The sequence below is a fragment of the Arthrobacter sp. 2YAF22_2 genome, assembly GCF_052114645.1.
GTDB lineage: Bacteria > Actinomycetota > Actinomycetes > Actinomycetales > Micrococcaceae > Arthrobacter.
Map to the genome: position 1 here is coordinate 1 of NZ_JBFRFD010000432.1, position 3,248 is coordinate 3,248.

General features: G+C 67.4%; 4 protein-coding genes. All 4 read left to right on the top strand.

Annotation, left to right across the window (positions count from 1 at the left end; translation table 11 throughout):
* On the top strand, positions 1-319 hold a 319-nt coding region (locus AB4Y86_RS15365; RefSeq protein ID WP_441403060.1), incomplete at its 5' end, for an electron transfer flavoprotein subunit alpha/FixB family protein.
* Positions 320-322: 3 nt separating this feature from the next.
* The gene (locus AB4Y86_RS15370; protein ID WP_441403061.1) at positions 323-1,102 is read left to right on the top strand and encodes a PIG-L deacetylase family protein; all 780 of its coding nucleotides are present in this window, start codon (positions 323-325) and stop codon (positions 1,100-1,102) included.
* A 74-nt stretch (positions 1,103-1,176) separates the two neighbouring features.
* Positions 1,177-1,710: a gluconokinase gene (locus AB4Y86_RS15375; RefSeq protein WP_441403062.1), complete on the top strand. Its 534-nt coding sequence runs from the start codon at positions 1,177-1,179 to the stop codon at positions 1,708-1,710.
* 44 nt (positions 1,711-1,754) lie between these two features.
* Entirely contained in the window at positions 1,755-3,167 is a 1,413-nt protein-coding gene (locus AB4Y86_RS15380; RefSeq protein WP_441403063.1) for a GntT/GntP/DsdX family permease, read from the top strand.
* Positions 3,168-3,248 lie beyond the last annotated feature (81 nt).

Sequence of the window (3,248 nt, forward strand, 5' to 3'; positions counted from 1 at the left end):
CTTCGCGCCCGTCGAGGACCTCGCAGACGCCCTCGGCGCCGCCATCGGTGCCTCCCGCGCCGCCACGGACGCCGGCTGGATCGGCCACGACGCGCAGATCGGCCAGACCGGCAAGACCGTCTCCCCGCAGCTCTACATTTCCGCAGGCATCTCCGGAGCCATCCAGCAGAAGGCCGGCATGCAGACCGCCAAGGTGATCGTGGCCGTGAACAAGGATGCCGAGTCGCCCGTCTTCGAGATCGCCGACTTCGGTATCATCGGCGACCTCTTCGAGGTCCTGCCGCAGGCCACCGAAGAAATCAAGAAACGCAAAGGCTGACCATTGAGCACCAACGCCCCCGCGGCACACGGCCCGCTGGATCCGGAGCAAACCCGGATCGAGCGGGTGCTTTGTTTCGCCGCGCACCCGGACGACATCGATTTCGGCGCCGCCGGCACCATCGCCGCGTGGACCGCCGCCGGAATCCAGGTCAGCTACTGCATCATGACCGACGGCGACGCCGGTGGCTTCGACCCGGAACAGCGCGACGAAATCGTCCGGCTGCGGATCGAGGAGCAGCAGCGCGCCGCCGCGCTCGTCGGGGTCAGCGACATCCACTACCTGCACCAGCGCGACGGCTACCTTGAGGCCTCGCACGAGGTCATCCGCGAAGTGGTGCGGCTGATCCGCCAGATCCGCCCCGACGTCGTGCTAGCCATGCACCCGGAACGCAACTGGGACCGGATCCAGAAGAGCCACCCGGACCACCTGGCGGTGGGGGAGGCAGTGACCAGGGCGGTCTACCCGGCGCTGGAAAACCCGTTCGCCTATCCGGAGCTGGCCGCCGCAGGACTGGAAGCCTACAAGCTGCCCTGGCTCTGGCTCTTTGCGGGTCCGGAGGACCGGGAAAACCACTTTGTCGACATCACCGCGCATGTCGATGACAAGCTGGCGGCCATCCACATTCACGTCAGCCAGCACCCCGACGTCGCGGCCATGGATCGCACCGTCCGCGGGCTCCTGCTGGACACCGCGCAACGCGGTGGACTCGCCCCCGGCCGCAGCGCCGAAGCGTTCCACGTCGTTACCGTGAACGGCCAGGGGACCATCGCCGGCTTCTAGCGTTTGCCCGCGGGTGACCTCTGCCATATGCTTGCTCTGTTTAAATCATATTTATTGATGGAAGGCAGACTTTAATGGCGAAGACTGCGCAGCACCCTGTTCTGGTCATCATGGGCGTTTCAGGCTCGGGCAAATCCACCGTCGCCGGCCTGCTGGCCGGACGGCTCGGCTGGGACCTGGCGGAAGGCGATGACCTGCATCCTGCGGCCAACGTCGCCAAGATGCATGCCGGGCAGCCGCTGACGGACGAAGACCGCTGGCCCTGGCTGGAGAGCATCGCCGGCTGGATCCGGGAGCACACCGCTGCCGGAACGCCCGGCGTCGTGACCTGCTCCGCCCTGAAAAAGCGCTACCGCGACGTGCTGCGCGGGGAGGGAGTAGTTTTTGTCTTCCTCGAAGGCAGCAAGGACCGGATCTCGGACCGACTGGCCTCCCGGCACGGACACTTCATGCCTCCGGCCTTGCTGGATTCCCAGTTCGACGCCCTCGAAGCCCCCACCGAGGACGAAAACTCCATCACCCTGTGCGTCGGCGCTACCCCTGCCGACGAGGCCCAGGAAATCATCGACCGGCTCCAACTCGACGCCGACGACGCGGCCGGCCGCTAACCGCGCACCGGTCACCACCCCATATTCCAGCTAGGAACAACCCCTTGAAATCTCTCGTACCATTGCAGCTTCCGGCTGCCGTCGAGGCCTGGACCGGCCATGACACCCAACTCCTGGTGGTCGCCGCCCTCGGCATCGCACTGATCGTGGTGCTGATCGCCAAGTTCAAGCTCCACCCCTTCCTCGCCCTCGTGCTCGGCTCAGCCTTCGTCGGCCTGGCCTCCGGCGTGGAACTGGCCAAGATCATCAGCAACTTCGAGGACGGCGTCGGCGGCGTCCTGAAGGAGGTCGGCCTGCTGATTGCCCTCGGCGCCATGCTGGGCAAGCTGCTGGCGGACTCCGGCGGGGCCAACCGGGTGGTGGACACGTTGCTCGCCAAGGCGGGCGGCAACCGGGTGGTCTGGTCCATCACACTGGTCGCGGTGATCATCGGGCTGCCGATGTTCTTCGAGATCGGCCTGGTGCTGCTGCTCCCGGTGATCGTCCTGGTTACCCAGCGCTCCAAGATGCCGCTGATGCGCATCGCCATCCCCGCCCTGGCCGGACTGTCCGTGCTGCACGGCCTGGTGCCGCCGCACCCCGGCCCCCTGATCGCGATCAGCGCCGTCAAGGCCGAGCTCGGCACCACCCTCGCACTCGGGCTCCTGGTCGCCATCCCCACCGTCATCATCTGCGGGCCGCTCTTTTCCAGGCTGGCCGCCCGGTGGGTCCCGGTGGGTGCCCCCGCCGTCGCGGGCGGCATCGACACCGAGCACGGCGCCGACCTGGAAGGCGTCAAACGCCAGCCCAGTTTCCTGGTGACGCTGCTGACCATCATCTTCCCGGTGGTACTGATGCTGCTCAAGGCCGTCGTGGACATCGTTTGGCCGGCTGCCGCAACCGCGCCGTGGATCCGGGTCTTCTTCGACTTCGTCGGCCAGCCGCTCGTGGCGATGACCCTGGCCGTGCTCCTGGCGATCTTCACCTTCGGCTACGCCGTGGGCTTCACCGGGAACAAGATCACCACCAAGATCGGTGCCAGCCTCGGCCCGATCGCCGCGATCCTGCTGATCGTGGGCGCCGGCGGCGGCTTCAAACAGACCCTGATCGGCGCCGGCGTCGGCGACGCGGTCAAGAAATGGGCCGAGGGTGCCAACATGTCCGTGCTGGTCCTCGGCTTCCTGGTGGCCGTGGCGCTGCGCCTGGCGACCGGCTCCGCCACCGTGGCCACCGTGACCGCGGCCGGCATCGTCGCGCCGCTGGCCAGCTCGCTCTCTCCGACCCACGCAGCCCTGCTGGCCCTGGCGATCGGCGCAGGGTCACTCTTCCTCTCGCACGTGAACGACGCCGGCTTCTGGCTGGTCAAGGAGCTGTTCGGCCTGACCGTCGGACAAACGTTCAAGACATGGTCGGTAATGGAGACACTGATCTCCGTGGTCGGCTTCGCCTTCGTGATGCTGCTCTCGCTGGTCGTCTAGCCCGGCGCAGCAGAGCCGGCCGCAGGGCATGCGCAACTGGCTGATCGGCGTCGCCGCGGCGGCCGCCATCGCCGTYGGCGG